Annotated in this window: 30 protein-coding genes, 1 tRNA gene and 2 pseudogenes; 20 read left to right on the top strand and 13 right to left on the bottom strand. The window is 67.3% G+C overall.

Translation table 11 applies throughout. The features are described from left to right. Positions 1-27 precede the first annotated feature (27 nt). Positions 28-1,686, top strand: coding sequence for a glucose-6-phosphate isomerase (gene pgi, locus G6N28_RS15950; RefSeq protein ID WP_163901861.1), 1,659 nt, complete (start codon positions 28-30; stop codon positions 1,684-1,686). A 146-nt stretch (positions 1,687-1,832) separates the two neighbouring features. Here the strand turns inward: pgi and G6N28_RS15945 are convergent, their stop codons facing one another. Genes G6N28_RS15945 through G6N28_RS15935 form a run of 3 tightly spaced genes read right to left on the bottom strand, consistent with a single transcriptional unit; the run spans position 1,833 to position 4,047 of the window. Further along, the gene (locus G6N28_RS15945) at positions 1,833-2,210 is read right to left on the bottom strand and encodes a hypothetical protein (RefSeq protein ID WP_163901859.1); all 378 of its coding nucleotides are present in this window, start codon (positions 2,208-2,210) and stop codon (positions 1,833-1,835) included. Positions 2,211-2,254: 44 nt separating this feature from the next. Then, complete coding sequence (locus G6N28_RS15940) at positions 2,255-3,253, bottom strand: SDR family NAD(P)-dependent oxidoreductase (protein WP_163901857.1); 999 nt, start codon at positions 3,251-3,253, stop codon at positions 2,255-2,257. Positions 3,254-3,297: 44 nt separating this feature from the next. Further along, entirely contained in the window at positions 3,298-4,047 is a 750-nt protein-coding gene (locus tag G6N28_RS15935; RefSeq protein WP_163901854.1) for an SDR family oxidoreductase, read from the bottom strand. A gap of 42 nt (positions 4,048-4,089) precedes the next feature. On the opposite strand from G6N28_RS15935, the gene G6N28_RS15930 reads away from it, so the two are divergent. After that, positions 4,090-4,656, top strand: coding sequence for a chorismate mutase (locus G6N28_RS15930; RefSeq protein ID WP_163901852.1), 567 nt, complete (start codon positions 4,090-4,092; stop codon positions 4,654-4,656). Between the two features lie 67 nt (positions 4,657-4,723). Beyond that, entirely contained in the window at positions 4,724-5,263 is a 540-nt protein-coding gene (locus tag G6N28_RS15925) for a TetR/AcrR family transcriptional regulator (RefSeq protein ID WP_235674588.1), read from the top strand. On the opposite strand, the gene G6N28_RS15920 is transcribed toward G6N28_RS15925, so the two are convergent. From G6N28_RS15920 to G6N28_RS15910, 3 genes are all read right to left on the bottom strand, one after another. Then, positions 5,260-6,192: an alpha/beta hydrolase gene (locus G6N28_RS15920; RefSeq protein ID WP_163901848.1), complete on the bottom strand. Its 933-nt coding sequence runs from the start codon at positions 6,190-6,192 to the stop codon at positions 5,260-5,262. The two genes, G6N28_RS15925 and G6N28_RS15920, sit on opposite strands and share 4 nt — an antisense overlap. A 126-nt stretch (positions 6,193-6,318) precedes the next feature. Then, a complete protein-coding gene (locus tag G6N28_RS15915; protein ID WP_163901846.1) occupies positions 6,319-7,182 on the bottom strand; it encodes an Fpg/Nei family DNA glycosylase in 864 nt (287 codons plus the stop codon). Between the two features lie 4 nt (positions 7,183-7,186). After that, positions 7,187-7,570 carry a phage holin family protein gene (locus G6N28_RS15910; RefSeq protein ID WP_163901844.1) on the bottom strand — a complete coding sequence of 128 codons (384 nt, stop codon included), beginning with the start codon at positions 7,568-7,570 and terminating at the stop codon, positions 7,187-7,189. 40 nt (positions 7,571-7,610) lie between these two features. Here G6N28_RS15910 and G6N28_RS15905 point away from each other — a divergent pair, with 40 nt between their 5' ends. Continuing rightward, positions 7,611-8,093, top strand: a complete 483-nt coding sequence (locus G6N28_RS15905; protein WP_163901842.1) for a nucleoside deaminase — start codon at positions 7,611-7,613, stop codon at positions 8,091-8,093. 65 nt (positions 8,094-8,158) lie between these two features. Here the strand turns inward: G6N28_RS15905 and cobF are convergent, their stop codons facing one another. Beyond that, the gene (cobF, locus tag G6N28_RS15900; protein WP_163901840.1) at positions 8,159-8,920 is read right to left on the bottom strand and encodes a precorrin-6A synthase (deacetylating); all 762 of its coding nucleotides are present in this window, start codon (positions 8,918-8,920) and stop codon (positions 8,159-8,161) included. Positions 8,921-9,035: 115 nt separating this feature from the next. Here cobF and G6N28_RS15895 point away from each other — a divergent pair, with 115 nt between their 5' ends. Beyond that, positions 9,036-9,926: an AurF N-oxygenase family protein gene (locus G6N28_RS15895; protein WP_163901838.1), complete on the top strand. Its 891-nt coding sequence runs from the start codon at positions 9,036-9,038 to the stop codon at positions 9,924-9,926. Beyond that, positions 9,923-10,198: a DUF4873 domain-containing protein gene (locus G6N28_RS15890; protein WP_235674587.1), complete on the top strand. Its 276-nt coding sequence runs from the start codon at positions 9,923-9,925 to the stop codon at positions 10,196-10,198. The genes G6N28_RS15895 and G6N28_RS15890 overlap by 4 nt, the downstream gene beginning before the upstream one ends. 4 nt (positions 10,199-10,202) lie before the next feature. On the opposite strand, the gene G6N28_RS15885 is transcribed toward G6N28_RS15890, so the two are convergent. Next, a complete protein-coding gene (locus tag G6N28_RS15885) occupies positions 10,203-10,475 on the bottom strand; it encodes a DUF4235 domain-containing protein (protein WP_163901827.1) in 273 nt (90 codons plus the stop codon). Positions 10,476-10,540: 65 nt separating this feature from the next. On the opposite strand from G6N28_RS15885, the gene G6N28_RS15880 reads away from it, so the two are divergent. Next, positions 10,541-11,407, top strand: a complete 867-nt coding sequence (locus G6N28_RS15880; RefSeq protein ID WP_163901825.1) for an LLM class flavin-dependent oxidoreductase — start codon at positions 10,541-10,543, stop codon at positions 11,405-11,407. A 13-nt stretch (positions 11,408-11,420) separates the two neighbouring features. Here the strand turns inward: G6N28_RS15880 and G6N28_RS15875 are convergent, their stop codons facing one another. Both G6N28_RS15875 and G6N28_RS15870 read right to left on the bottom strand, forming a co-directional pair. Beyond that, entirely contained in the window at positions 11,421-11,732 is a 312-nt protein-coding gene (locus G6N28_RS15875; protein WP_264072777.1) for a heme-binding protein, read from the bottom strand. Between the two features lie 148 nt (positions 11,733-11,880). Then, positions 11,881-14,166: an ATP-dependent DNA ligase gene (locus G6N28_RS15870; protein WP_163901823.1), complete on the bottom strand. Its 2,286-nt coding sequence runs from the start codon at positions 14,164-14,166 to the stop codon at positions 11,881-11,883. A gap of 34 nt (positions 14,167-14,200) precedes the next feature. On the opposite strand from G6N28_RS15870, the gene G6N28_RS15865 reads away from it, so the two are divergent. Further along, the gene (locus G6N28_RS15865; RefSeq protein ID WP_179962094.1) at positions 14,201-14,428 is read left to right on the top strand and encodes a hypothetical protein; all 228 of its coding nucleotides are present in this window, start codon (positions 14,201-14,203) and stop codon (positions 14,426-14,428) included. Positions 14,429-14,526: 98 nt separating this feature from the next. Here G6N28_RS15865 and G6N28_RS15860 read toward each other — a convergent pair. After that, positions 14,527-14,937 (bottom strand): annotated as a pseudogene (locus G6N28_RS15860) (carbohydrate ABC transporter permease); the annotation flags it as partial. Between G6N28_RS15860 and G6N28_RS15855 the strand changes: the two are divergent. The 9 genes and pseudogenes from G6N28_RS15855 to G6N28_RS15815 form a co-directional block, all read left to right on the top strand. Next, positions 14,935-15,387: pseudogene (locus G6N28_RS15855) on the top strand (mannitol dehydrogenase family protein); the annotation flags it as partial. The pseudogenes G6N28_RS15860 and G6N28_RS15855 overlap by 3 nt on opposite strands. Next, positions 15,384-16,337, top strand: coding sequence for a carbohydrate kinase family protein (locus G6N28_RS15850; protein WP_163901821.1), 954 nt, complete (start codon positions 15,384-15,386; stop codon positions 16,335-16,337). The pseudogene G6N28_RS15855 and the gene G6N28_RS15850, both read left to right, overlap by 4 nt. Beyond that, the gene (gene ku / locus G6N28_RS15845) at positions 16,337-17,275 is read left to right on the top strand and encodes a non-homologous end joining protein Ku (protein WP_163901819.1); all 939 of its coding nucleotides are present in this window, start codon (positions 16,337-16,339) and stop codon (positions 17,273-17,275) included. The genes G6N28_RS15850 and ku overlap by 1 nt, the downstream gene beginning before the upstream one ends. 212 nt (positions 17,276-17,487) lie before the next feature. Next, positions 17,488-18,279, top strand: coding sequence for an SDR family oxidoreductase (locus G6N28_RS15840; RefSeq protein WP_163901817.1), 792 nt, complete (start codon positions 17,488-17,490; stop codon positions 18,277-18,279). Between the two features lie 10 nt (positions 18,280-18,289). Next, positions 18,290-19,384: an NAD(P)H-dependent amine dehydrogenase family protein gene (locus G6N28_RS15835; protein ID WP_163901815.1), complete on the top strand. Its 1,095-nt coding sequence runs from the start codon at positions 18,290-18,292 to the stop codon at positions 19,382-19,384. Between the two features lie 13 nt (positions 19,385-19,397). Further along, positions 19,398-19,658 carry a hypothetical protein gene (locus tag G6N28_RS15830; RefSeq protein WP_163901813.1) on the top strand — a complete coding sequence of 87 codons (261 nt, stop codon included), beginning with the start codon at positions 19,398-19,400 and terminating at the stop codon, positions 19,656-19,658. Positions 19,659-19,694: 36 nt separating this feature from the next. Further along, positions 19,695-19,931, top strand: a complete 237-nt coding sequence (locus tag G6N28_RS15825) for a hypothetical protein (protein WP_163901811.1) — start codon at positions 19,695-19,697, stop codon at positions 19,929-19,931. 75 nt (positions 19,932-20,006) lie between these two features. Beyond that, entirely contained in the window at positions 20,007-21,233 is a 1,227-nt protein-coding gene (locus tag G6N28_RS15820) for an Nramp family divalent metal transporter (protein WP_163901809.1), read from the top strand. Between the two features lie 3 nt (positions 21,234-21,236). Next, positions 21,237-22,307, top strand: coding sequence for a poly-gamma-glutamate hydrolase family protein (locus G6N28_RS15815; RefSeq protein WP_163901807.1), 1,071 nt, complete (start codon positions 21,237-21,239; stop codon positions 22,305-22,307). Here G6N28_RS15815 and G6N28_RS15810 read toward each other — a convergent pair. Beyond that, positions 22,304-23,404, bottom strand: a complete 1,101-nt coding sequence (locus tag G6N28_RS15810) for a glutamate--cysteine ligase 2 (protein ID WP_163901805.1) — start codon at positions 23,402-23,404, stop codon at positions 22,304-22,306. The two genes, G6N28_RS15815 and G6N28_RS15810, sit on opposite strands and share 4 nt — an antisense overlap. A 168-nt stretch (positions 23,405-23,572) precedes the next feature. On the opposite strand from G6N28_RS15810, the gene G6N28_RS15805 reads away from it, so the two are divergent. The 3 genes from G6N28_RS15805 (at position 23,573) to G6N28_RS15795 (ending at position 25,006) form a co-directional block, all read left to right on the top strand. After that, on the top strand, positions 23,573-24,394 hold the full coding sequence (locus G6N28_RS15805) for a TIGR03621 family F420-dependent LLM class oxidoreductase (protein WP_163901803.1): 822 nt from the start codon (positions 23,573-23,575) through the stop codon (positions 24,392-24,394). 29 nt (positions 24,395-24,423) lie between these two features. Continuing rightward, positions 24,424-24,496, top strand: a tRNA-Arg gene (locus G6N28_RS15800). A gap of 81 nt (positions 24,497-24,577) precedes the next feature. Beyond that, complete coding sequence (locus G6N28_RS15795; protein WP_163901801.1) at positions 24,578-25,006, top strand: hypothetical protein; 429 nt, start codon at positions 24,578-24,580, stop codon at positions 25,004-25,006. Between the two features lie 414 nt (positions 25,007-25,420). Here the strand turns inward: G6N28_RS15795 and G6N28_RS15790 are convergent, their stop codons facing one another. Continuing rightward, positions 25,421-25,735 (bottom strand): hypothetical protein, encoded by a 315-nt coding sequence (locus tag G6N28_RS15790; RefSeq protein WP_163901799.1) that lies wholly within the window; start codon positions 25,733-25,735, stop codon positions 25,421-25,423. Positions 25,736-25,770: the final 35 nt, after the last annotated feature.

Raw genomic sequence — 25,770 nt, 5'->3', positions numbered from 1 at the left:
ACGTTGTCCCGCACTAGGGTCATCGTCATGAGTGCCGACATACCCGATATCACGGCAACCAGCGCATGGCAGGCATTGCAGCGGCATCACGACGACATCGGCGACAGGCATCTGCGGCAGTTGTTCGCCGACGACCCGGCGCGCGGCACCGAGTTGACGCTGACGGTCGGCGATCTCTACATCGACTACAGCAAGCACCGGGTGACGCGGGAAACGTTGCGGCTGCTGGTGGACCTGGCCCGTGCCGCGCGGCTCGAGCAGCGCCGCGACGCCATGTTCTCCGGCGTGCACATCAACACCTCCGAGGACCGTGCCGTGCTGCACACGGCGCTGCGGCTGCCGCGCGACGCCGAGCTGGTGGTCGACGGCCAGGACGTCGTCTCCGACGTGCATGCGGTGCTGGACCGGATGGGCGATTTCACCGACCGGCTGCGCAGCGGCGAGTGGACCGGCGCCACGGGCGAACGCATCAAGACCGTGGTCAACATCGGCATCGGCGGTTCCGATCTCGGGCCGGTGATGGTCACGTTGGCGCTGCGGCACTACGCCGACGCCGGTATCGCGGCGCGGTTCGTGTCCAACGTCGATCCGGCCGACTTGGTGGCCAAGCTCGACGGGCTTGACCCGGCCACAACGCTTTTCATCGTCGCGTCCAAGACGTTCTCGACGCTGGAGACGCTGACCAACGCCACGGCCGCGCGCCGCTGGCTGACCGATGCGCTCGGGGACGCCGCGGTGGCCAAGCATTTCGTCGCGGTGTCGACCAACAAGAAGCTGGTGGACGACTTCGGTATCAACACCGAGAACATGTTCGGTTTCTGGGATTGGGTCGGCGGCCGCTACTCCGTCGACAGCGCAATCGGATTGAGCGTGATGGCCGTCATCGGCAGGGAACGCTTCGCGGAGTTTCTGGCCGGGTTCCATGTCGTCGACGAGCATTTCCGCACCGCGCCGCTGGAGGCCAACGCACCGGCGCTGCTGGGCCTGATCGGCTTGTGGTACAACAACTTCTTCGGTGCGCAGTCACGCGCTGTGCTGCCGTACTCCAACGACCTGTCGCGGTTCGCGGCATACCTGCAGCAGCTGACGATGGAGTCCAACGGCAAGTTCGTGCGCGCCGACGGCACCCGGGTGACCACCGACACGGGTGAGATCTTCTGGGGCGAACCGGGAACCAACGGTCAGCACGCGTTCTATCAACTTCTGCATCAAGGCACCCGGCTGGTGCCCGCGGACTTCATCGGGTTCTCGCAGCCCACAGACGATCTCGCGACCGCCGACGGCTCGGGCAGCATGCACGACCTGTTGATGAGCAACTTCTTCGCTCAAACCCAGGTGCTCGCGTTCGGCAAGACCGCCGAGGAGATCGCCGCCGAGGGCACGCCACCGGACGTGGTGCCGCACAAGGTGATGCCGGGCAACCGGCCCACGACGTCGATCCTCGCGACGAAGCTGACCCCGTCCACCGTCGGTCAGCTGATCGCGCTCTACGAGCACCAGGTGTTCACCGAGGGCGTGATCTGGAGTATCGACTCATTCGACCAGTGGGGTGTCGAGCTCGGCAAGACCCAGGCCAAGGCGCTGCTGCCGGTGATCACCGCCGACGCGGCGCCCGGGCAGCAGTCGGATTCGTCGACCGACGCGCTGGTGCGCCGCTACCGCGTGGAACGCGGTCGCCCGGCCTAAGCCCCCTTTTTCCGCCATGGTGCGGTTTCGTACCCGACACGCCGGGCGAAGCGTATCGATCCGCACGGTCGCGGGCTTGACCCGCACGCAACGCGGCGCACACTCGCAGCGGAGCGTGCGCCGCGCGGCGTCAGTCAGCTAACCGGTTACGGGACGGGGATGTTGATGCACCCGACATTCGGCAGGCATCCGCTCGCCCCACCGGGGCCGGCAGCGCCGCCGGGTCCACCGGGAGCCAGCGACCCGCTGGCACCTCCCGGACCAGCCGAACCCTCAGGGCCGCCGGGGATTACCCCCTCGGCACCGCCCAGGTCAGCGGAGCCCTGCGGGCCACCGGGGACGTGCACGTCGGCACCACCGCCGGGGCCGGCTTCGATGTTGCCGATGCCGGCACAGGGTGTGCCGTCGGCGTTCACGCACGGCGGAGGCGGTGGTTGAGCACCGGCGATCGGGGCGGCGGCGATCGCCGCGGCCGCCGCTCCCGCGAACAACAGGGGCGTCAATTTCGTCAGTTTCGCGTTCATGCTTGTTGGCTACCACCACGCCGCGCCGATGAAACATCCGATGTTCACAGTCGACCGACCCGCCGGAGCCCGGAAACGGTGTCCGCCAGCGTTTCCTGCGGGTCGCGGTAGGTGATGCCGAGTTCGAGCTCGCTCGGCGAGTCGTCGCAATCCGGCATCTGCGTGTAGTACTGCATCGCCGCCGCGGTCATCGGCGTGTCGAACGGCAGATACGGCCCGATCACGTCGACCACGCGCCCGATATTGCGGAGTAAAACATCCGGTATCGGGTATACCAGCAGCGATACGCCGGCTGCGCGTCCGATCATCGACGCCAGGTCGCTGATTTCGACGCGGTGACCGCCTGCCATGTAGCGACGCGGGCCCTTACCGGGTTCGAGCAACGCGGCGTGCAGGGCGGCAAGGTCTCGCACGTCCACGATCGTCCACGCCGCGCCGCGGCCGGGCACACCGCGCATCTGTATCGCCGCCGCAACGCCTTGGGCCGCTTCACCGAACTGATCACCCGCCGGCGGTCCGAGCACCATGCCGGGATACGTGATGGCGACCGGCACGCCCGCCCGCTGCAGACCCCGCGCGTACTTCTCCACCTCCGCCTTGGATTTCCCGTAACCATCCGACCCGCCCGCGACCGGCAGATCGGCGTGCAGCGTGCGGCAGCCGGCACTGAACAACGCGGTGAAGCTGGACACGTGCACGATCGGGTCGAGGCCGCGATCGGCAGCCACCCCCAGCACGTTCCTGGCGCCGGCGAGGTTGGTCCGCAGCATCGCGTCGGCCTGTCGTGGGTCGATGGATACCATTGCCGCGGAATGGATTACGGCATCGCAGCCGTCCATTGCCGCGGCCGTGGAATCAGCGTCGGCGATGTCGCCGACGGCGTAGTCCCCGGTGTCCCCGGTGTCCATGCCGATCTGCACGGCGCTTGTCGCCAGCCGTGCCGGGTTGCGGACCAGAAATCTCACCTGGTGGCCCGCCTCGACGACGGCTTTGGCCGTCCACGCGCCGACAAATCCGGTCCCACCGGTCAACAGCACCCTCATGGCGCTGCGGATTACCCGTCGGCGCACGCCGCTACACGCGCCGCCTAGGCGAACGGTTTGGTGAACCGCGGCGGCAGCACCTTCAGCAGCTGAACCAGCGGCGCCCACGGCCACCACGGCACCGCCGCGCGCTCGGTCTCGCGTTCGATGGCGCCGACCATCGCGCGCACGCCGGTTTCGTTGTCCACCATCAACATCGTCGACTTGGACTGCGCGGTCATCTCGGATTCGATGTAGCCGGGTTCGAGAACGGTGATTTTGATCGGCCCTGTGGCGTACTCAGCGCGCAGCGATTCGCCGAGCGAGGACACCCCGGCCTTGCTGGCGGCGTAGGCGGCTTTCACGCCCGGCACTCCCTTGTTGCCGAGGACCGACGAGACGAGCACCAGGTGCCCGCCGTCGGCCTCCTTGAACATCTCCAGCGCCGTTTCGATCTGCACAAGCGCCGCAACGAGGTTCGTCTCGATCGTGGCCTTGTTCGCCCACAGCTTGCCCGTCCCCAGCGGTGCGCCCTTGCCGATGCCCGCGTTGACGATGACCCGGTCGATGCCGCCCAGTTCGCCGGAAAGCTCTCTGAACACCTTCGGTACCTGGTCGTGGTCGTTGACGTCCAGGGCGGCGACAGCCACCCTGATGTGTCGATGGCGGTCGAGCAGTTCGGCCTTCAACTCGTCGAGACGGTCGGTGCGGCGGGCGCACAGCGCCAGGTCGCGGCCTTTCGCGGCGAATGCGCGAGCCATCCCGGCGCCCAGGCCGGAGCTCGCGCCGGTGATCAAGATCTTCTGCCGAGTCACCCCGACAGACTAAGCCAGCGCGCCCATCGTCAGGATGGACACATGGTTTTGCAGCGGATGGCAGCGTTTCTGCTGGCGACGGCGGCTGTGTGGGTGTCGCAGGCCGCTGCTCAGGCCGATCCCGTGAGCCCGCTGTATCGGCTGGTCGACACCGCGGCGCAGCGTCTGGCCACCGCCGAGCCGGTCGCTGCGGCCAAGTGGCTGCACGGCGGGCCGATCACCGACCCGTCGCGCGCCGGAGCGGTTCTCGACGCCGTCGCCGCCGACGCCGCGGCCCGCGGGATCGACCAGCGCTATGTGCGGACCATCTTCGCCGACCAGATCGACGCCACCGAGGGTATCCAATACACCCGCTTCGGCCAGTGGAAGCTCGAGCCCGCCAGCGCCCCCACCGTCGCACCCGATCTGTCGCAGTCGCGCACGCAGATCGACGGGTTCAACCGAACCATGGTCGAAGAGATTGCGCAGCAATGGAACTGGCTGCACAGCCCGGGATGCGCGGCCACGCTGACCGATGCGACCGACGCCGTCGCCGCCGCCCGCACGCTCGATCCGCTGTATCGCCACGCGCTGTCGGCGGCCACCCGGTCCTACTGTTGGGCCGGCTGATCCGACGTACACTGAGCGCATCGACGAGCCCCGGAAACGACCACGCCAAGAACGGTCCCGAGACACCGTGGAGGTGCTGCTCGAGGCCGCGGCTCAGGTGTTCAACCGCGAAGGCCTGAAGGCGACGACCAACCGCATCGCCGAGCGGGCCGGGGTATCGATCGGCAGCCTGTACCAATACTTTCCGAACAAGCACGCGTTGCTGCGCGCGTTGGCCCAGCGTCATGTCGACGAGGCGCGGACCCGGATGGACGAGGTGTTCAAGCGGCTGCGCGACGAGGAACCGCCGTTCGATGAGTCCATGCGCATGCTCCTGCAGGCCGTGGTCGACTTGCACCGCGACCGCCCGGGCCTGCACCGGCTGATGCATCGGCTCGGCCCGCGCCTGCCCGCCGACCTCGACGTTCTGCGCGAGTTCGAGGACGACATCAGCGGGGAGGTCGCCTATCACCTGGCGCGGTGCGGCCGCGACGGCGGCGACGCTGGGCTGACCGCCCAAACCGTGGTCCACACGGTCGACGCGCACCTGCACCGGGTGATGACCGACCGCGACATGGACGTCGAACAGTTGGTGACCCTGGTCAGCCGGGTGGTGCCGCCGCCCTAAGGCGCCGTGCCCGTCGAACCCGACAACACGTCGTCACGCACCGTCCGCAGCGCATCGATGAGCTGGCTGAGGCCGGGCTCCTCGATCGGATAGTGTCCGCAATTCTGCAGCAGCACAAGGCTTGTCGGCCTGGCGATCCGGTTGAGGAACCGGATGCTGACCTTCGGCGGTGTCCACCGGTCAGCGGCCGGATGCACCAGCGTGACCGGTGCCGCGCGGAAGGTTTCCGGCTCCGTGTGCGTGAAATTCAGCCAGCTGCACAGGAATCCGAGCGGGACCCGCACCCCACCGCCCTTTGGGTCGGTGGCGCACACCCGGGTGAGCTCGGGGTCGAGGCTCATGCTGTTCATGTCGACCAGCCAGCGGATCGGCACCCGCACGCGTCCACACAGGGGGTCGACCGCCTTCATCAGCGTCGGCGCGACCGGCCCGAGCACCGGGATGCGCGCGGCCGCCCATCGGGCCTCGGGATCGGACGGATCGAGCAGGCACGTGGCCACGACGTGAGCGACTTCACCTGTGCGCGCCGCGGTTTCGTAAGCTATCAGCCCGCCCATGCTCGCGCCGAGCAGCACGAGCGGGCGCCGGTCATCGGCGCGTTCGGCGGTCACGAGGTCGGCCAACATGTCCAGCCAGTCCTGGTAGCGGACCGACGCCGGATCGGGCTCGACCGTGTCGCCGTAGAGCGGCATGTCCGGTGCCAGCACCTCGACACCTTCGCGGGCCACGGCGGCCGCGATCGGCCACAGGGCGCCCGAGTATCCGCCGCCGCCGTGGATGACCATCACGCGCACCGCCGCATCCGGCGCGCTCGCCCGCGCCACGTGGATCGAGCGGCCGCGCCAGGACCACCAGGTCGAGGTCGGCTCGATCGGCGGGTCGGGGCGGTGGCGTGTGGGCAGGAACGACGCGTATCTGCTGTACTCCATGCTTCCAGCGTCGGGCATCGGGCCCGCCCGGACAACTCGCATTCGGCCGCGCCGCCGGGGCGTAGAACATCTCCTTGACCAGGCGCGATGCCGCCGGACCAGCATCCGGCGACGCGCTGCTCACATTTACTTGAGCAGCCGCGACAACCGCCGGTCGGCGAGCACCTTGCCGCCGGTCTGGCACGTCGGGCAGTACTGGAACGACTTGTCGGCGAACGACACCTCGCGCACGGTGTCCCCGCACACCGGGCACGGCAGTCCGGTCCGGGCGTGCACCCGCAGCCCGGACCGCTTCTCCCCCTTGAGGGTCGCGGCCTGCTGACCGACCGAGCGCTCGACGGCGTCGGTCAGAATGCTGATCATCGCGTCGTGCAGGGCGGCCAACTGCGCCTCGGTCAGCTTGCCTGCGGTCGCGAACGGCGACAGCCGGGCGGCATGCAGGATCTCGTCGCTGTAGGCGTTGCCGATGCCCGCGATCACCTTCTGGTCGGTGATGACGGTCTTGAGCCGGCCGCTGTGGTTTCCCAGGACGTCAGCGAGTTCGTCGGGACCCAGCGACAACGCATCGGGCCCCAGCGCGGCGATGCCGGGCACCGAGGCCGGGTCGTCGACGAGCCACACCGCGAGCCGCTTTTGCGTGCCGGCCTCGGTGAGGTCGAAACCCGGTGCCTCACCGGGTGTTCCGAGGTGCACCCGAAGCGCGATCGGCCCCTTGCCGGGTTTCAGCGGCGCCGCCGCCAGCTTGTCCGACCAGCGCAGCCAGCCCGCCCGTGACAGGTGGGTGATGAGGTGCAGGTCACCCACATGCAGACCGAGGTACTTCCCCCACCGATCGGCGCCGGTCACCGTTTGACCGTGCAGCGCCGACGGCGGCGGGTCGAAGGTCTTGAGCACGGACAATGCCGACACGTCGATGCGGCCGACCGTCAGGCCGACGGCATGCCTGCGCAGGTGGTCGGCGAGCGCTTCGATCTCGGGCAGTTCGGGCATGTCTCTAGTCTGCCGTTCGTACCACCAGCGACAACAGCCAGCTGACCACCGAAAGCACAATCGCCGCCCAGATCGCCGTCCACCAGAAGTCGTCGATATAGAGCCCCCAGTGGGTGGTGTTCTCGGTGATCCACGACGTGATCCACAGCATCAGCGCGTTGATCACGATGTGGAACAGGCCGAGGGTGAGGATGTAGAGCGGGATCGAGATGATCTGCACGATCGGCTTGATGACCGCGTTGACCAGACCGAAGATCACCGCGACGACGAAGATGATCCCGATTGTCTGCAGGTTCGAATCGCCGCCGACGAAACGGATACCGGGAACGATGAGCGTGACGACCCACAGCGCGAGCCCGGTCAACGCCGCGCGCAACAGAAACGACATCGCACTAGCCTAAACCAGGCGACAGATGGAAGGGCTGGCCATGGATTTCGCACAACGGACCGTCGAACTCGCGCAGCGCAACGTCGAGGAAGGTGGCCGCCCGTTCGCCACCGTCATCGTCAAGGACGGCGAGGTCATCGCCGAAAGCGCCAATCAGGTTGCCCAGACGCATGATCCGACCGCACACGCCGAGATCCTCGCGATCCGCCAGGCGTGCGTGAGGCTGGGGACCGAGCACCTCACCGGCACGACGATCTACGTGCTGGCCCACCCGTGCCCGATGTGTCTCGGCTCGTTGTACTACTGCTCACCTGACGAGGTCGTGTTCCTGACGACCCGCGACGCGTATCAGCCCTACTACGTCGACGACCGCAAATACTTTGAGCTCAGCACGTTTTACGACGAGTTCGGCAAGCACTGGACGCAGCGCCGGTTGCCGATGCGCCACCAGCCGATGGAGGCGGCGGTCGACGTCTACCGCAGGTGGAACGAACGCAACGGCGGCGAGCGCCGGGTCACCTAGGCCGGCGGGTCTTGCGGCTTAACGGGTTGATCCCACGCACCAGGTGCTTGTAATCAACCCGTTAGTCATGTCCGGTCGGCAGGACGCAACAGGTAGGTGTCCATGATCCAGCCGTGCCGTTCTCGCGCGGCGGTGCGCATCTGCGCGATCTGGTCACCGACGTCGGCGACCGTGCCCGCGACGAGCATCTCGTCGGGCGTGCCGAGATACGCGCCCCACCAGATGCGGGTGTCCGGCGGGCAGTGGCGAAACGCGCAGTCGGCGTCGAGCATCACCACCGCGCTGCCGGACAGCCCCCGCTCGCGCAGCTGCCGGCCGGTCGTGATGAGGACGGGTTCGCCGACGTCGTTGAGCGGGATGCGATGTCGCGCGGTGAGCGCCTGGATGGCGGTGACGCCGGGAATGACGTCGTAGGAGAAGTCGACCTCGCGGGCGACGGCCTCCAGGATGCGCAGGGTGCTGTCGTACAACGAGGGATCTCCCCACGCCAGAAAGCCGCCGACGCCGTCGGGCCCGAGTTCGGACTCGATGGCCGAGGCCCACACCCGTGCTCGTGCGGCGTGCCAGTCGGCGACGACCTTGCGGTAGGTCGGGCTGTCGGGCGCCACCCTGTCCCTCGGCGGGTCGGTCAGCGTCACGAACCGGTAGCCGGGTTCGCGGATGAACCGGTCGCAGATCAGCCGTCGCAGCGCCACCAACTCGTCTTTCGCGTCCCCCTTGTCCATGACGAAGAACACCTGGGTGTCGTTGAGCGCCGCCACCGCCTGAGCCGTCACGTAGTCGGGGTCGCCTGCGCCGATACCGATGACGTGGATCCGCCGAGTCACGCCGCGAGTATGGCACGACCTGGCGTTACTCAAGGTATGCGGTACCCGGGGTATTGACTATCTGCGGCGTCGGCTCTACGTTCATGAGCGGGAGCCCAACGAAGGGAAGTCGCCGATGACTACACCTACTCGTGAGGAATTCTCCGCGCGCCTGCTGCGAGGTTCGGTGAAGAAGTCCTACGCCCCGATCGTCGACATCGACTGGGACGCACCGCTGCATCCCGACAAGTTCTTCCTGCCGCCCAAGACCGTCTCGCTGTACGGAACATCGTTGTGGCAGAGCATGTCCCGCGAACAGCGCATCGAGCTGTCACGCCAGGAGTTCGTCAACACGCTGTCGGCGGGGATCTGGTTCGAGAACATCCTCAACCAGTCACTGCTGCGCAAGATGATGCATCAGGACCCCACCGCGAGCGCCACCCACTACGAGCTCACCGAGCTCGGCGACGAGACCCGACACATGGTGATGTTCGGCAAGGCCATCGAGTGTGTCGGCGCAAAACCGGTGTGGCCCACGTGGTATCAACGGGTGATTATCAACGCGCTGCCATTCGTGTTCCAGGGCTCGGCGCTGTGGGTCGCCGCGTTGATCGGCGAGGAGATCTTCGACTCGCTGCAACGCCAGATGATGGACGACGACGAGTTGCAGCCCCTGGTGCAGCGCCTGATGCGGATCCACGTCACCGAGGAGGCCCGCCACATCCAGTTCGCGCGCGACGGATTGCGCAAGCGGGTGCCAGGCATGCGGCGGTTGCCGAAGTTCGTGCTGGCCAACGTCAACGGCCTCGGCGGGTATTTCTTCCGTTTTCTGTTCACCAACAAGGTGCAGTACCACCGCGTCGGCCTCGACCCCAGGCAGGCGCGCCGCATCGCACGCCGTTGCCCGCATCGACGCGAAACCCAGATCCTCGGGTTCGCGCCACTGGCGGCCTTTCTCGAAGAGGTCGGCCTGATGGGTCCGATCGCGCGCCGGATGTGGCGTCGCAGCGGGTTTCTGCCCGGATGAACCCCGTGTACGACGGTCCGGCGACGATCCGCGTCAACGACGCGGTCCACGGAGCGCGGGTCCGGTTGACCGGTCACCTCGACCCGATCGACGGGCGCTACCACTGGCGCGGCATGGTTTTCGACTGCCATATCGATGCCACGCTCCGGCTGCCGCAGCAGGTTTCGGTGTCGATCGGGGATCGCACGTCCAACGGGCAGCTCACCGAGACGACACCGTGGGGCACCCATGGCGTCTCCGGGGTCGGCGTACCGCCCTACGCCGTCGACTGACGTCTCATTCGGGGCTGTGGTCGGTGATGGCGCGGTATCCGTGCGCGCCGGCGCGGTCGACGGCCGCGCGGACCAGACCGAACACCAGACCGTGCAGTGCCGCGGCCGCGATCGCCTGGCGGCCGGAACGTTCGAGATCCTTGGGATCGGGCGGCTCGGTATCCGACGGGCTGACCCGCTGCCAGATCTCGGTGAACACCTTGCCCGCCAGCAGGCCCCCCGCCACGCTGATGGCCAACTGCAGCGGCGTGTACAAAGCCTTCGATCCCACACTCATGGCACCAACGTTCCCGTCAGCCCATACCCTTAACCCAAAACTAGAACACGTTCTAAGATGGCGGGGTGCGCTTCACCTATGCCGAGGCAATGACGGACCCGACGTACTACATCCCGCTGGCCAAAGCCGCTGAAGCGGCGGGCTATCACGCGATGACGATCCCCGACAGCATCGCGTACCCGCTCGAGTCCGACTCCAAATACCCCTACACCCCCGACGGCAGCCGCGAGTTCCTCGACGGCAAGGCGTTCATCGAGGCCTTCGTCCTGGCCGGGGCGCTGTGCGCGGTCACAACGACACTGAGGTTCAACTTCTTCGTCCTCAAGCTGCCGGTCCGGCCGCCGGCGCTGGTGGCCAAGCAAGCCGGCTCACTGGCCGCACTTTTCGACAACCGGTTGGGGCTGGGCGTCGGCACCAGTCCCTGGCCGGAGGACTACGAGTTGATGGGCTTGCCGTTCGCCAGACGCGGCAGGCGCATGGACGAGTGCATCGAGATCATCAAGGGCCTGACGACCGGGGACTACTTCGAGTTCCACGGTGAGTTCTACGACATCCCCAAGACCAAGATGACACCAGCTCCCACCAAGCCGATCCCGATCCTCGTCGGCGGGCACGCCGATGTTGCGCTACGGCGTGCGGCCCGCTGCGACGGCTGGATGCACGGCGGCGGGGATTCCGAGGAGCTGGACGTCCTCATCAAGCGGCTCAAGCAGATTCGCGCTGACGAAGGCCGTACGGGTCCCTTTGAGATCCACGTCATCTCCGCCGACGCCTTCACCCTCGACGGCATCAAACGCCTTGAGGACAAAGGCGTCACCGACGTGATCGTCGGCTTCCGGATCCCCTACATCACCGGTCAGGACACCGAACCGCTCGACACCAAGATCCGCAATCTGGAGATGTTCGCGGAGAAAGTGATCGCGAAGCTGTAGCCCGTCGTCCCGATCAGGACGCCATCGCGTCGAACAGCCGGGCGATCTGGGCGGGTGCGACGTCGACGTCGCACTGCTCGCGCAACGTACGCAGCGGCTGCGCGATCGCTTGGAGATCAGCCCATTCCTGCGGATGTGCGACGAAGTACGCGCGGATCGCGTTCTCGCCCTCGCCGGTCGGCATCGCGCCCGCGTTGGTGATGACGTCGTTGGCCTCGGAGTGTGTCGACAGGTAGTCGCCCGTCGCGGTGGACACCGAACCGAGGGCGGTGCTCAACCCGGCTGCGGTGCATTGCGGTTGCGCGGCAGCCGTCGGAAGCGCGATCGTGCCTGCGGCCCGCCCGCCGACCGCGCCCAGCAGAAGCAGTTCGAAGCCCGGCGTGTCCTGCTGGTCTCCTGCATGTCATCCCCTGTCTAGCGTTGACGTTCCCCGACTAGGGGGCATTACCCGCAGTTCGAGAAGTCGACACTTCTTACTCCCACCTGACGTCGTCGGGGGTCTTGTCGGGCCGAAGCCCACGCCAACTGGGCTGGCGCAGGCGGTTGTCGGAGGTGCGTTCGCTGTAGCGCACCTCGCCGACGAGTTCGGGCCGCACGAACGTCACGCCTTTCGCGTCCTGGCGGGGCAGCGAGGCGTTGAACGGGCTCTCATCGGTCTCCAACGACTTCAACGTCTTCTTCAATTCCGCCAGCGCCTTGTCGGTGAAGCCGGTGCCGACGCGACCGACGAACTGCAGTCCGCCGGCTGGATTTTCTGGGCCCGGAATCCCGAGCATCAGCGAGCCGATCCCGCTCGAGCGTCCGCCTTCGCCTCGACGCCAGCCGCCGATCACGACTTCCTGTGTGTTCCAGAGCTTGTCCTTGATCCACGACTTCGAACGTCGTCCCGGTTGGTATGTCGAGTCGCGCTTCTTGGCAACGACGCCCTCCCACCGCTTCTCACGAGCGTGCTCCAACGCCTCGGGGCCGTCGCCGGGTAGCTGCTCGGGCACGATCAGGGCGCCGGCTTCGGCAAGCGCCTCCAGCAGGCGCCGGCGGTCGGTGTACTTGGCCCGCAGCAGCGACCGCCCGTCGAGGTAGAGGATGTCGAATGCCCAGAACTCCACGCGGGTGGACCGGGCGCGGTTCTGCATCTCGGTGAAGCTCGGCACCCCGGACTCGTCGAGTGCCACCGCCTCGCCGTCGAGGATCACGTGATGATCGGCGAGATCGGCGGCCAGCGCCCGAAATTGCGGGTACTCCGCGGTGACGTCGCGGCCACGGCGCGAGCGGATGGCGAGCGTGCCGTGGTCGGCCTCGAGCAGGACGCGGTAACCGTCCCACTTGCCCTCGAACGCCCACTGGCCCGCTTTGAGTTTGGCCACCGATCCCTCGGTGGCCAGCATCGGGGCGAGATCGCCCACCTGCAGGTGCTTCTGGTCCTTCATGCGGTGCGCGAGCCAGTTCTTGCCGTCGGTCTGGATCAGCGCGTATCGGCCGCGGATCTTCTCGCCGTGCAGGGTGACGATGACCTCGCCGCCCTTCGCGGCTCCGTCGGGCGGGACGTCGTTGAACTTCTCGGTTTCGTATGTGCCGGTGTCCCAGATGATCATCTTGCCGCCGCCATACTCCCCTTTGGGGATCTCGCCGTGGAAGGTCAGGTATTCCAGCGGGTGGTCCTCGGTGTGCACGGCCAGGTGGTTGACCGCGGGGGTGTCAGGCAGGTTCTTGGGTATCGCCCAGCTCACCAGCACACCGTCGCGTTCGAGCCGAAGGTCGTAATGCAGGCGTCGGGCATGGTGTTCCTGGATGACGAACCGGTTGTTGTCTCCGGTCTTGGGAGGTGTGTTGGGCACCGGCTCAGGGGTTTTCGCCGGATCCCGCATGCTGCGGTAGGCAGTCAGCCGGTCGGCGACGGGCACCGCCTCGTCGAGTTCGGCGAGCAGGTCGCCCATCTCTTCGACGCGGTCCAGCACTTCACCGAACTCGAGGTGGCGCAGCTTCGGGTCCTCAACCTCGTCCCAGGTTCGCGGCGCGGCAACGGTCGGATGCTCGCGTCCGCGAAGCGAATAGGGGGCGATCGTCGTCTTGGACGCGTTGTTCTGGCTCCAGTCCAGGAACACCTTGCCGGTGCGCTGGCTCTTGGTCATGGTTGCGGTGACGAGCTTGGGCATCGCCTTTTCCAGTTGCTGTGCAACGCGTTTGGCCAATACCGAGGCGCCTTGAGAGCTGACCGGTTCTGCCAGCGGCGCATACAGGTGCAGGCCCTTGCTGCCGCTGGTGAGCGGAAAGGTTGTCAGCCCGATGTCGCTCATCAGATCCCGCACCGCCGTGGCGACCTGACACAGCTGCTTCATCGCGACCCCCTCGCCGGGGTCGAGGTCGAAGACGATGCGGGTCGCAGGGCCCGGTTTGAGCGCGTCTCCGCTCGTCACGAACCGCCACTGCGGAACGTGCACCTCCAGCGAGGCTTGCTGCGCCAACCACGCGACACCCTCGACGGTGTCGATGATCGGATAGGTGGTGGTGCCGGACTTGTGCACGACCGTCGCGCGCTCCAGCCAGTCCGGCGCCGACGACGCGAGTTGCTTTTCGAAGAACGAGGATTCCTCGACACCGTTGGGCCAGCGCTTGCGGGTGACGGGTCGTCCGGCGATGTGCGGGATCATCACCTCGGCGATACGGATGTAGTAGTCGAACACCTGCGCCTTGGTGGTGCCCGTCGCCGGGTAGAGCACCTTGTCAGGGTTGGTCAGCTTGACCCGCCCGAAACGATCCACAGTAGAAACGTATACCCGCTGCTACCGTGGATCAGTGCCGAGAATTCTGGCTGCAGGCCTGCTCGCGACGGTCGCGCTGATCGCCGCTCCGAGCGCCGCGGCGGATCCGCAGGACCTCGTTCCCTACTGCTCGGGTGATCAGACCCCGATTGACAACAACTGCCGACCGATGGCGCACCAAACCGTCACCCACGACGGAGCGGGCCTGGACCCCAACCTGCCCAGCGGTCTGGATCCGGCCAACCCCGCGGTGGTCGGCTAGCTTTTCGCGCGCTTGTCTCCGATTTCTGCACCAGGGTCGCGGATTCGGCGTTATCCACGGCGTTGCGATAAGTGATAGTCGCCATTGGGTGTGCCTTTCTATTTGATGGCGCCGAAGGACAGTCCACGAACCAGCTTGTTCTGCGCGATCCAGCCCGCGAGAACCACCGGCAGCGCGGCCATCGTCGCCGCCGCGCACAGCTTGGCCCAGTACAGACCCTGACCGGCGATGAACCCGACCATGAAGACCGGCATGGTCTGCGCCTGCACGGCCGTGAGGTTCACCGCGAAGAAGAATTCGTTCCACGCGAAGACCACGCAGATCAACGCCGTCGCCGCGATCCCCGGCGACACCAGCGGCAGGATCACCTCGCGCACCGCGCGCCAGGTGCTGGCACCGTCGAGGCTCGCCGCCTCCAGCAGTTCGCCGGGCACCTCGAGGAAGAACGAGCGCATCATCCACACGGCAATGGGCAGGTTCATCGCGGTGTACAGCACGATGAGCGCCAGCCGGTCCCGGGCATCGACCTGCCGGACTACAAGCGCACGCTCATCGAGCGGTTCGCCAACCCGGGGATCAAGGACACCATCGCCAGACTGTGTTTCGGCTCCTCTGACCGCATCCCCAAATGGCTGCTGCCGGTGGTGCGGGAGAATCTGAAGACGGGTGCGCCGGTCCGGTTGTCGGCGGCGACGGTGGCCAACTGGGCCCGCCACGCCGAAGGCGTCGACGAGCAGGGTCAGCCGATCGACGTCCAGGATCAGCTCGCCGACGTTCTCGTCCCGTTGGCGCAGTCTCAGCGGGAGAACCCGACCGCGTTCATCGAAAACACGGCCGTCTTCGGCGATCTGGCCGGCCAACCGCGGTTTGTCGAGGCGTATCTGTGGGCACTCGACTCTCTGCACCGCGACGGAGCGCGCGCGACGTTGGAGAAGCTGCTGGGAAAGGACACGCCATGACCGAGCCGGGAAGCCCGCAGCGGGCCCTGGTGATCGGCGAGGCGTTGATCGACATCGTCGCACGCGAGGGTCGCGTCATCGGCGAGTACGTCGGCGGCAGTCCGCTGAACGTGGCCGTCGGCTTGGCGAGGCTGGGCCGCGGGGTCGACTTCCTGACGCACATCGGCGACGATCCGCGCGGGCAACGCATCGCTGAATACGTGAAACACTCTGGCGTACAACTGGTTTCGGAAAGCATGACCGCGCAGCGCACGCCGACCGCGCTGGCCACCCTCGACGCCGACGGATCGGCGCAGTATGAGTTCGACATCGAGTGGCGGCTCACCGGCACTCCCGAGGTGTCGCCACCGCTGGTCGCGCACACCGGATCGATCGGGGCGGTGCTCGAGCCGGGTTGCCGCGCGGTCGCGGCGTTGCTGGACACCTACCATCCGGCGGCGACGGTGACCTTCGACCCGAACGTGCGCGCGGTGCTCATCGAGGACGACGACACCGCGCGTGGGCGCATCGACCGGCTCGTCGAGCGCAGCGACGTGGTCAAGGCCAGCGACGAGGACATGCGCTGGATCGACCCGAGCCTCGCCCCCGAACAGATCGCACAGACCTGGCTGGGCCTGGGCCCCTCGATCGTCGCGGTGACGATGGGCGACCGCGGCGCGTTCGCCCTCTGCGCGGCGGGCATGGTGCGCGTGCCGGCGTTGCAGGTCGAGGTCGTGGACACCGTCGGCGCGGGCGACGCGTTCATGTCGGGTCTCATCGACGCCCTGTGGTCGCTGGGGCTTCTCGGCGCGCAGCGACGGCGCGACCTGGCCGCCATCACCGCTGAGGCGTTGACCGGCGTGGTGCAGACCGCCGCGCTGTCGTCGGCGCTCACGGTCGCCCGTGCGGGCGCCGACCTGCCAGATCGCGATACCCGCGATGCCGCCCTGCAATCAGCCATACTGGGCTGATGCGTTCCATCTGGAAAGGCTCCATCGCCTTCGGCCTGGTGAACGTCCCGGTCAAGGTTTACACCGCGACCGAGGACCACGACGTCAAGTTCCGCCAGGTTCACGCCAAGGACAACGGACGCATCCGATACAAACGTGTCTGCGAGGTGTGCGGCGAGGTCGTCGAATACCGCGACATCGCCAGGGCCTACGAGTCCGACGACGGCCAGACGGTGACCATCACCGACGAGGACATCGCGACGCTGCCCGAGGAACGCAGCCGCGAGATCGAGGTGATGGAGTTCGTGCCCGCGAGCGACATCGACCCGATGATGTATGACAAGAGCTATTTCCTTGAGCCAGAAGGTAAGTCGACGAAGTCCTATGTGTTGCTGACGCAGACCCTCAAGGAGACCGACCGGGTCGCCATCGTGCACTTCGCGCTGCGCAACAAGACGCGGCTGGCGGCGCTTCGGGTGCAGGACTTCTCCAAGCGTGACGTGATGGTCATCCAGACGCTGCTGTGGCCCGACGAGATCCGCGATCCCGACTTCCCGGTTCTCGACAAGAAGGTCGACATCAAACCCGCCGAGCTGAAGATGGCCAGCCAGGTGGTCGATTCGATGACCGACGACTTCAACCCGGACCGCTATCACGACGACTACCAAGAACAGCTACGCGAGCTGATTTCGGCGAAACTCGAGGGCGGCGAAGCCTTTACGACAGAGGAAGAGCCGCAGGAGCTCGACGAGACCGAGGACGTCTCCGATCTCCTGGCCAAGCTGGAGGCCAGCGTCAAAGCGCGGCGCGAAGGTGGCGGTGATTCGGATGGGTCGGCCAAGAAGACCGCGAAGAAGACCGCAGCCAAGAAGGCGCCTGCCAAGAAGTCCTCGGCGAAGAAGACGGCCAAGAAGACACCGGCCAAGAAGACCGCGAAGAAGGCCGCGGCCAAGAAGTAGCGGCCGGCCAGCAGTCGCCGGCGGGCCTCACCCTCACCGTCGATTTCTGCACGAGGGTCGCGATCGGGCTGCCGTCACAGCCCTCCTGCAGAAATCGCGTCGTGGTGAGGCCCCGGCGACACCGCCCCATCGAATTAGAACGTGTTTCAGAATCGCCGCACCCGCGCCTTCGCGCCTTGTTACGGTCGCCAGGTGACGGAAGGTAGGCCAACGTGATTCTTGACAGGTTTCGGCTCGACGGCCAGGTCGCGGTGGTGACCGGAGCGGGCCGTGGACTCGGCGCCGCGATGGCGCTCGCGTTCGCGGAAGCCGGTGCGGACGTGGTGATCGCGGCGCGCACACAGGCCCAGCTCGAGGAGGTGGCCGAGCAGATCAACGCCGTCGGGCGCAGGGCGCACGTCGTCGTCGCCGACCTCGCCCACCCCGAGGACACCGCGAGGCTGGCGGCCGAGGCGGTCGGCGCGTTCGGAAGACTAGACATCGTCGTCAACAACGTCGGCGGCACCATGCCCAACGCGCTGCTGAGCACCTCCACCAAGGACATGCGCGACGCGTTCACGTTCAACGTCGCCACCGCGCACGCGCTCACCACCGCGGCCGTGCCGCTGATGCTCGAGCACTCCGGCGGCGGCAACATCATCAACATCACCTCGACGATGGGACGGCTGGCGGGCCGCGGCTTCGCCGCTTACGGCACCGCCAAGGCCGCACTGGCCCACTACACCCGGCTGGCCGCGCTCGATTTGTGCCCGCGAATCAGGGTCAACGCGATCGCACCCGGGTCGATCCTGACCTCCGCGCTCGACATCGTCGCGTCCAACGACGACCTCCGCGAGCCGATGGAGAAGGTGACGCCGATGCGCCGCCTGGGTCAGCCCGAGGACATCGCCGCCGCCGCGGTGTATCTCGCTTCTCCGGCGGGCAGCTACCTGACCGGCAAGACGCTGGAGGTCGACGGCGGCCTCACCTACCCGAACCTTGATATGCCGATACCGGATCTGTGAGGAACCCGCCATGACAATCAAAGTCGCCGCCATCGGCACCGGTAACGTCGGTCGCCACGCCCTCTACCAACTCATCACCGACCCACGCTTCGACCTCACCGCCGTGTGGGTGTCCAGTGCGGCCAAAGCCGGCAAGGACGCCGCCGAGCTTGCCGGGCTCGAGAGTTCGACGGGCGTCACCGCCACCACCGACCTCGACGCCGTGCTGGCCACCGAACCACGGTGCGCGGTCTACACCGCGATGGCCGACAACCGCCTGCCGGAGGCGCTCGACGATTACCGCCGAATCCTGGCGGCAGGCATCAACGTCGTCGGCAGCAGCGCGGTGTTTCTGCAGCATCCCTGGCAGGTGCTGCCCGTGGACATGGTCAAGCCGATCGAAGATGCGGCGCAACAGGGCAACTCGAGCATTTTCGTCAACGGCATCGACCCAGGGTTCGCCAACGATCTGCTGCCGCTGACGCTGGCCGGCACCTGCCAGCGCATCGAGCAGATCCGGTGCATGGAGATCATCAACTACAACACCTACGACAGCGCGACGGTGATGTTCGACGTGATGGGCTTCGGCAAGCCGCTCGACGAGACCCCGATGCTGCTGCAGCCGGGTGTGCTGTCGCTGGCGTGGGGCTCGGTGGTGCGCCAGCTCGCAGCCGGGTTGGGTGTCGAACTCGACCAAGTGACCGAGACTTTCGCGCGTGAGCCCGCCCCCGAGGACTTCGATGTCGCGGCGGGGCCGATCGCGAAGGGCACCGCGGCGGCGCTGCGGTTCGAGGTGCGGGGAATGAAGGACGGCAGGATCGCCACGGTGCTCGAACACGTCACCCGGCTGCGCGACGACCTGTGTCCGGACTGGCCACAGCCGGCGCAGGAGGGCGGTTCATATCGGGTCGAGGTCACCGGTGAGCCGTCCTACACCCTTGACCTGTGTCTGAGCAGCCCCAACGGCGACCACAACCACGCCGGTCTGGTCGCCACCGCCGCCCGGGTGGTCAATGCGATTCCCGCGGTGGTGGACGCGCCGGCGGGCATCAGGACGACGCTCGACTTACCCCTCATCACCGGAAAAGGGTTGTACGCTCGCAGTCAGGACGAGGGAAATCAATAGTAAGGACGTGCCTATGCCGACCACCCTTCGTTATCTCACGCCGGTTTTCGCTGCGGGCGGTGTCGTCGCAGCCATCCTGTTCGCTCCTGCGGCCGCGGCCCAGGGCGGTGAGGAAGACCTGCTGCCCAAGTGCGTCGACACCGGCGGCTCCGCAGCCCTGGGCGGCTCCGACACGGAGTGCGCAACACCCGGCAACGTCTCGATCGATGCCACGCCGGCCGAAATCGGCCCGTGGGGCGACATGTGGGGCGGGGACGGCTTCTTCTTCCCCTAGTACCGATGCGGGAACCGCGGCCGAAGGAGGCCAGCCATGCGGTCCGTTATTCGCTGTGCTGCAGCGCTTTTCGCAGGCACAGCTGCCATCGCTTCGGTGGCCATGGCGCCGACGGCCGCAGCCGCGCCGCGATGCGTCGACGTCGGCCCCAACACCACGCAGTGCCAGACCAACGGCAGCGCACAGATCGTCACCTCGCCGACGGTGACCGACGAGATCTGGGGCTGGCCGTACGGCGGGTTCGTGATCGCCATCGGAGGTTTCGGTTGGTGACCCGCCGATAGCCGCGGGACAGGTTTCGTCTACCCTAACTTTTCTATTCGACACCCCGGATAGAAAGGTGGGGCGGTGGCAAGCGATCGGGACGTGCGGTTGCGGCCGAGTTGGATTCTGCTCGGGCCCGCCTTCGTCGCTGCGATCGCCTACGTCGACCCCGGCAACGTCGCCGCCAACGTCAGCGCCGGGGCGCAGTTCGGCTACCTGCTGGTGTGGGTCATCGTTGTGGCCAACGCCATGGCCTGCCTGGTGCAGTATCTGTCGGCCAAGTTGGGTCTGGTCACCGGGATGTCGCTGCCCGAGGCGGTGGGCGGCCGGATGCGTCGACGCAGCCGGCTGGCGTACTGGCTGCAAGCCGAATTGGTCGCGATGGCAACCGATCTCGCCGAGGTCGTCGGCGGGGCCATCGCCCTGTACCTGCTGTTCGATCTCCCGCTGCTCACGGGCGGGGTGATCACCGGATTCGTGTCGCTGCTGCTGCTGGTGGTCAAGGACCGGCGCGGCCAGCAGATGTTCGAACGCGTCATCACCGGCCTGCTGCTGGTGATCGCGATCGGATTCCTCACCAGCCTGTTCGTCTCGCCGCCGCCGGCAGGCGAGGTCGCCGAGGGCCTGCTCCCCCGGTTCGCCGGCGCGGAGAGCGTGCTGCTGGCCGCTGCGATGCTCGGGGCCACCGTGATGCCGCACGCGGTGTATCTGCACTCGGGTCTGGCCCGAGACCGCCACGGGCATCCCGAGGCGGGGCCGATGCGACGGATGCTGCTGCGCGCGACGCGGTGGGACGTCGGCATCGCGATGGTGGTCGCGGGCGCGGTGAACCTCTCGATGCTGCTGGTGGCGGCGACCAACCTGCAGGGGCAGGTGGACACGGACTCCATCGAAGGGGCGCACGCGGCGGTCGAGAACGCGCTGGGCACAACGGTCGCGCTGTTGTTCGCGATCGGTCTGCTGGCCTCGGGCCTGGCGTCAACCTCGGTGGGTGCCTACGCCGGGGCGATGATCATGCAGGGCCTGCTGCACCGCGCCATTCCACTACTACTGCGCCGGTTGATCACCCTGACGCCGGCGTTGGTGATCCTTGCGGTCGGGCTGGATCCCAGCCGGGCGCTGGTGTTGTCGCAGGTGGTGCTGTCGTTCGGAATCCCGTTCGCGTTGATCCCGTTGGTGCAGTTGACGAGCAATACCCGGTTGATGGGCGACGACGTCAACCACCGCGTCACCACGGCGCTGGGCTGGATCGTCGCCGTAATGATTACCCTGCTGAACGTGGTACTGATCTATCTGACGGTGACGGGCTGAGGCGTGCCGCCTGAACACACGTACTTCGCGTACGGGTCCAACCTGTGCGTGCAGCAGATGGCGCTGCGGTGTCCCGGTGCGGTCGATCCGCGCCCGGCCAGGCTCGCCGACCACGACTGGCTGATCAACGAGCGCGGGGTGGCCACCGTCGAACCGTTCGACGGATCCGTGGTGCACGGCGTGCTGTGGCGGCTCACCGATCACGACCTGGCCACCCTGGACAGCGCCGAAGGTGTGCCGGTGCGATATCGCCGGGACCGGCTCACCGTGCACACCGACCACGGCCCGGCCGACGCCTGGGTCTACATCGACCATCGCGTCGAACCCGGTCCGCCGCGGCCCGGCTATCTGGAGCGGATCATCGACGGCGCGCTGCATCACGGCCTGCCGCAGCGCTGGGTCGAATTCCTCGGGCGGTGGGATCCGGCAGGCTGGCCGCGGTCCGTTCATGCCGCGAATACCCCGGCGCCGCAGTCGCTTTCGGAGCTGCTGGCCGAGCCCGGGGTGATCGAGCACAGCACGCTGCGGTCACGGTTCGGCTTTCTGGCCATCCACGGCGGCGGCTTGGAACAGATGACCGACGTCATCGCCGAGCGGGCCGCGGACGCCGCCGGTGCGTCACTGTACGTGCTTCGCCATCCTGACCGCTATCCGCACCACCTGGCGTCGTCGCTGTACCACGCGCGGGAATCCGAGCGGCTCGCGGAGTTCCTGTCCCACGTCGACGTCGCGGTCTCGCTGCACGGGTACGGCCGCATCGGCCGCAGCACGCAGCTGCTGGCTGGCGGGCGGAACCGCGCACTGGCGGAGCACCTTTCGCACCACCTCGAGATACCCGGCTACCGGGTGGTGACCGACCTCGACGCGATCCCGCGTGAGCTGCGCGGGTTACACCCGGACAACCCGGTCAACCGGACACGCGGGGGCGGCGCGCAGCTCGAGCTGTCGCCGCGGGTGCGCGGCATCAGCCCGCGCAGCCAGCTGCCCGCCGACGACGGCCTTACGCCGGCCACGTCGGCGTTGGTGCAGGGGCTCGTCACGACCGCGCATTCGTGGCACGAGATCTACTGCTAACAGCCGGCGGTGGTGGCCGCGGCGGCCTCCGCGATGACGTCGGCGACGTCGTGGCGGCGCTGGTACGCGCGTCGCTGGCGCATGGCGCCGTTGCCCTGCTCGGTGACGCGGGCCAGTTCCTCGGTGACGGCGTCGAAGTCACCGACCGCCTCCAGCGCCGGGCGGACGCGATCGACGAGGCGGTCCAGCAGCAGCCGCGCGGGCACGCTGTGATGGCCCTCTGACAGATCGACCGCCTCGCCGTCGAGGCCGTCGCGGGCCGACTTCCAATACGCGGCCTTGAGCGCGTGCGCCGTCAGCGGCAGCACCGGTTGGCCTTCACGCTCCTCGTCGAGGGCCGTCATCACCGTCGCCCTGACCAACATCGCCAGCAGCACCGTCTCGGCCACCGTGGCCGGCACGTCGGCCACCCGCACCTCGACGGTCGGGAAGGTGGCCGACGGGCGTACGTCCCAATAGACCATGCCGTCGTCGAGCACCGCGCCGGCGTTGCGCAGCATCGCGACGACGGCGTCGTACTCGTCGACCGAGTCGAAGTGCGGCGGCGGCCCGGCGCTGGGCCAGCGCGCCCACAGTACGCTGCGCCAGCTGGCGTAGCCGGTGTCGGTGTTGCGGTACACCGCCGAATTGGCGGTCAGCGCAAGCAGCGTCGGAAGCCAGGGCCGCAGCCGGTTGCTCACCCGGATCGCGGCCTCGCGGCTCGGCACCGCCACGTGCACGTGGCATCCGCAGATGCCCTGCTCGTGAGCGATCATGCCGAACCGTTCGCCGATCTGCCGGTAGCGGGCGGTGTCGGTGATCGGAAACTGGTGCGGCACCGCGGGCGGCAGCCCGACAGCGAGCAGTTGCGCCCCGCTGGCCTCGGCGGCATCGGTGGCCGCGCGGCGCAGCGTCAGCAGGTGCTCGCGCAGTTCGCGGCTGCCGCCGAAGACGTCGCTGGTGGTTTCGACCTGGCAGCTGGTGAGCTCGAGTTGCAGCTTCACTCCGCGCTCGGCGGCACGGCGAGCCGTCTCGACGTTGACCGGGACGGGTTCGCCGGATGTCGGGTCGGCGAGCAGGAACTCCTCTTCGACGCCGAACGTGGGATGAGTGGCCATGGTGGAGGTATTGATCCGGCCCGTCGGAACGAGTTCACGACGGGCCGGATCGGGCAGAAAGTCCTTCGGTTCGTGGGACTCCGGGGGTCAGAGTCGGCGGCAGGAGTATTGCCCCGCGCCGACGCCCGTCAAACCTTCTCTTTCGGGCGGGGCACATACGATCTGGTGATGGCCAAGGACTTCCGGTTCGGCGTGGGGCTTCAGGTTGGCCGACGCCGACAGTCGGTGCAGGATTTCGCCCGCCGCGTCGAGGACATGGGCTATGACGTCCTGCACATGGCCGACCACCTCTACACCACCGCACCGTTTCCCATGCTCACCGCGGCCGCGCTGGCCACCGAGCGGCTGCGCGTCGGCACGTTCGTGCTCAACGCCGGTTTCTACCGGCCCGCGCTGCTGGCCCGTGACGTCACCTCGCTGCGCGATCTGTCCGGCGGGCGCTTCGAGCTGGGCCTGGGCGCCGGATACGTCAAGGAGGAGTTCGAGCAGGCCGAGCTGCCGTTCCCGACGCCCGGGCAGCGGGTCGCCTGGCTGGGCCACGTGACCGAACACTTTCACGAGCACGTGCCCGACGTCCCGATCCTGATCGCAGGCAACGGCGACAAGCTGCTCACGCTGGCGGCGCGGCGGGCGCACATCATCGGGCTGACCGGCGGCGCACCCGTCGGGCCCGATTTCGACCCGCTGGCCGACCGCATCACGTTCGTCCGGGAGGCCGCCGGTGCGCGTTTCGACGAGTTGGAGCTCAACCTCGCCGTCACCGCGATGCCCACCGACGATTCGGGCCTGCCGGACATGTCGATCACGCGGCAGTTCCTGCCCGCGCTGTCCGACGAGGAATTGCTGCGCACACCGGCGGTGTTGTCGGGGTCGACGAAGGAGATCGCCGACGTCATTCGGGGCTATCGTGAAACCTACGGCGTCACCTACATCACCGTGCAGCAGCGCCATGCCGAGGCGTTCGCCAAGGTGATCGCGGAACTGCGCTGACGGCCTTTCGGTAAGCTCCGTGCGGTCGCGCCCTCGTAGCTCAGGGGATAGAGCACGGCTCTCCTAAAGCCGGTGTCGCAGGTTCGAATCCTGCCGGGGGCACTGTTTGACCTGCGCAAACGTGTCTCTGCACAAGATTCGCGCAACTGGTCGTTTCGGTGTGACTCCAACCTAGGAGGCACCATGACCGCAACCGTTGACAGCACGAACCACGATGTACCTCCACCCCCGCACGCGAGAAACGTCGGCGACTGGGGGACAGACGGGCTCAGGCTCTACAGCGGGCCATACCTCGGACCGCCGGGTGTTCCCGCCGTCATCTCCGTCTGGGGGGTGCAGCGCCGCGACGGCAGCATCGAACGCGGCCTAATCGTCGTAGACGGCCTAGAGGATCCGCTCACACCGAGGGAAGCCGTTGCAGCGGCCATCGCCGTGCGAGAGGCCGACCCCGCAGAGTTAGAGGCGCTGGAGGGTGCCCCGCCGATGCCAACGGACGCCTTCGCTGATTGCCTCATTTTCGCGGCCCAGGTGGCGTGTCCGTTGTGTGACGACGACGGGCGGGTGCAGACCGGTGAAGAATCGGCTTCCTGTTTCCACGGCTTCCCCCACTAGTCACCAACGAGAGCAACCCCCCTCCCGCATGGCTCGGAAGGGGGGTTGTTTCTGTCTACGGCATCGGCAAATCGCACAGGTGTGCGTGACAACCGTAGAAAGTTTGGCGGGGCCGATCACGCGCGAGAATGATCGACCCCCGGCGCAGCGCAGGGAAGCCAGAACCCCGGCGCGCCTACCGCTGAGCCGCCCAGGGAGGTAATGGCCCTATAAACTCAGCGGTTGTCTCTATTTATCGCGTGCGGCGACGCCTCACACGCGGCGGGGGCTTGAGCCTGATGCGCGGCCTCGGCTTGTTCCTGCCAGCCTTGGGAGGGCCGAAGGCGTCCTTGGCGGCTTCCCGCAGTTTGCGCGGGTCGAGCGGCTTGGGCATTTTTCTAGGCATAGGTGCTGTATCCCTTACGTTTTCGGCGGCTAATTGGACTGCGCGACCCGCCACCACCGGTACGCGAACTCGGTGCCGGTGAGGTTCGACGGGTAATCCCATAACGGAGGACCCTGCAACGCATACCTGTACCCAGTGGGGAGCGTGATTTTGTCGCCCTCTTCAAGCTCATGGCCGGTTGAGGTTGTGCCGCGCCGGATGCCGATCTGGCCCGAGGTGACTGTCACTGCATCCAGCAATGGGGCCACGGATAAACCGCCGGGGATGACATCTATTGTCCCTTGCGGTGTTTCGATGGGATCCCCGAACTGGTCGCGTTCGACGCTATGAACCTGCGCGATCACAGGGCTTTCACCCGGTACCGGTCTAGGACGATTCG

The sequence above is a fragment of the Mycolicibacterium pulveris genome (assembly GCF_010725725.1).
In the GTDB taxonomy this organism is placed as follows: domain Bacteria; phylum Actinomycetota; class Actinomycetes; order Mycobacteriales; family Mycobacteriaceae; genus Mycobacterium; species Mycobacterium pulveris.
The sequence above is the reverse complement of the archived record's forward strand: the minus strand, read 5'-3'. Positions and strand labels throughout refer to the sequence as shown.

What these genes read in the sequence shown, in the direction of transcription:
- G6N28_RS15825 (WP_163901811.1), top strand. Translation starts at nt 19,695, where the DNA reads ATGCGGTCCGTTATTCGCTGTGCTGCAGCGCTTTTCGCAGGCACAGCT.
- ku (WP_163901819.1), top strand. Translation starts at nt 16,337, where the DNA reads ATGCGTTCCATCTGGAAAGGCTCCATCGCCTTCGGCCTGGTGAACGTC.
- pgi (WP_163901861.1), top strand. Translation starts at nt 28, where the DNA reads ATGAGTGCCGACATACCCGATATCACGGCAACCAGCGCATGGCAGGCA.
- G6N28_RS15810 (WP_163901805.1), bottom strand. Translation starts at nt 23,404, where the DNA reads ATGGCCACTCATCCCACGTTCGGCGTCGAAGAGGAGTTCCTGCTCGCC.
- G6N28_RS15805 (WP_163901803.1), top strand. Translation starts at nt 23,573, where the DNA reads ATGGCCAAGGACTTCCGGTTCGGCGTGGGGCTTCAGGTTGGCCGACGC.
- G6N28_RS15890 (WP_235674587.1), top strand. Translation starts at nt 9,923, where the DNA reads ATGAACCCCGTGTACGACGGTCCGGCGACGATCCGCGTCAACGACGCG.
- G6N28_RS15885 (WP_163901827.1), bottom strand. Translation starts at nt 10,475, where the DNA reads ATGAGTGTGGGATCGAAGGCTTTGTACACGCCGCTGCAGTTGGCCATC.
- G6N28_RS15910 (WP_163901844.1), bottom strand. Translation starts at nt 7,570, where the DNA reads ATGTCGTTTCTGTTGCGCGCGGCGTTGACCGGGCTCGCGCTGTGGGTC.
- G6N28_RS15920 (WP_163901848.1), bottom strand. Translation starts at nt 6,192, where the DNA reads ATGGAGTACAGCAGATACGCGTCGTTCCTGCCCACACGCCACCGCCCC.
- G6N28_RS15945 (WP_163901859.1), bottom strand. Translation starts at nt 2,210, where the DNA reads ATGAACGCGAAACTGACGAAATTGACGCCCCTGTTGTTCGCGGGAGCG.
- G6N28_RS15930 (WP_163901852.1), top strand. Translation starts at nt 4,090, where the DNA reads ATGGTTTTGCAGCGGATGGCAGCGTTTCTGCTGGCGACGGCGGCTGTG.
- G6N28_RS15830 (WP_163901813.1), top strand. Translation starts at nt 19,398, where the DNA reads ATGCCGACCACCCTTCGTTATCTCACGCCGGTTTTCGCTGCGGGCGGT.
- G6N28_RS15835 (WP_163901815.1), top strand. Translation starts at nt 18,290, where the DNA reads ATGACAATCAAAGTCGCCGCCATCGGCACCGGTAACGTCGGTCGCCAC.
- G6N28_RS15850 (WP_163901821.1), top strand. Translation starts at nt 15,384, where the DNA reads ATGACCGAGCCGGGAAGCCCGCAGCGGGCCCTGGTGATCGGCGAGGCG.
- G6N28_RS15940 (WP_163901857.1), bottom strand. Translation starts at nt 3,253, where the DNA reads ATGAGGGTGCTGTTGACCGGTGGGACCGGATTTGTCGGCGCGTGGACG.
- G6N28_RS15905 (WP_163901842.1), top strand. Translation starts at nt 7,611, where the DNA reads ATGGATTTCGCACAACGGACCGTCGAACTCGCGCAGCGCAACGTCGAG.
- G6N28_RS15915 (WP_163901846.1), bottom strand. Translation starts at nt 7,182, where the DNA reads ATGCCCGAACTGCCCGAGATCGAAGCGCTCGCCGACCACCTGCGCAGG.
- G6N28_RS15895 (WP_163901838.1), top strand. Translation starts at nt 9,036, where the DNA reads ATGACTACACCTACTCGTGAGGAATTCTCCGCGCGCCTGCTGCGAGGT.
- G6N28_RS15795 (WP_163901801.1), top strand. Translation starts at nt 24,578, where the DNA reads ATGACCGCAACCGTTGACAGCACGAACCACGATGTACCTCCACCCCCG.